At 42.7% G+C, this 480-nt stretch carries 1 protein-coding gene; it reads left to right on the top strand.

Translation table 11 applies throughout. The features are described from left to right. Positions 1-480, top strand: a 480-nt coding sequence (locus tag AAEZ03_RS25855) for an IS110 family transposase (protein ID WP_350582569.1), incomplete at both ends; no start/stop codon positions are given.

Below are 480 nucleotides of genomic sequence, written 5' to 3'. Positions count from 1 at the left end.
GCTCAAAGACACTGACAAACTAAAATTCAAAACTAAAGTCTTTAAAAATGATCACAGTGACTATGCTGCTCTTATCAACTGGCTAATTGCTAACATTACTGATGACTTAAACAACATCCACATAACCCTTGAAGCTACAGGCGTCTATCACGAGAACATCGCCTACTACCTATTTGATAAAAAGCTTAACGTTAGCATCATCAATCCTGCTTACGTCAAAAGCTATGCTGCTAGTTTAGGAAGTCGCAACAAGACGGATAAGAAAGATAGTATGTTATTAGCCCGCTACACCTATAGTGCTAAGCCTAAATTGTGGACACCGCCGCCAGCAGAGGCGCGTCACCTCAAGTCTTTACTGTCGCGCTTAGACGCGCTACAAGAAGACTTACAACGTGAGCTGAATCGATTGGAAAAAACGGAGGCCACAGACACCGCTCCTATCGTTAAAGCGTCTATTGAGCAGATGATAGTCTCTTTGCA

Source organism: Pseudomonas sp. HY2-MNA-CIBAN-0224 (genome assembly GCF_040310285.1).
GTDB lineage: Bacteria > Pseudomonadota > Gammaproteobacteria > Pseudomonadales > Pseudomonadaceae > Aquipseudomonas > Aquipseudomonas helleri.
This window is presented reverse-complemented; position numbering and strand designations above follow the sequence as displayed.